1 protein-coding gene is annotated in these 324 nt (G+C 44.4%); it reads right to left on the bottom strand.

The features are described 5' to 3' along the window. On the bottom strand, positions 1–324 hold a 324-nt coding region (locus ABT58_RS23260; protein ID WP_047876798.1), incomplete at both ends, for an ISL3 family transposase.

Below are 324 nucleotides of genomic sequence, written 5' to 3'. Positions count from 1 at the left end.
TATAATCGTGTCTCTTGGCTCTGGCAACTTCATCGACACCAATATGGATTAGGTTATTCAGTTTCTCAGGGTCTAAAGCTGGCAAGCTTGAACGTAAGTATTCTCTATCGATATTTTTTACTGTTTCCCAACGGATCCCTAAATGCTGAGAGACGGCATGTATGCTCATGTGGCGACATAACCCACTGATGAACTTGCAAAAGCGAGCAGTATAACGACCGCCTTTAGCCACATACTCAGCCTCTTCAATTAACCGTCTTCCTTCTTTGTCTCTAGTTTTAGCCAGCTCAACTTCAATCGTGCAAGGCCGTCCACTCACAGGTA

It is taken from the genome of Photobacterium aphoticum, from assembly GCF_001029435.1.
GTDB lineage: Bacteria > Pseudomonadota > Gammaproteobacteria > Enterobacterales > Vibrionaceae > Photobacterium > Photobacterium aphoticum.
This window is presented reverse-complemented; position numbering and strand designations above follow the sequence as displayed.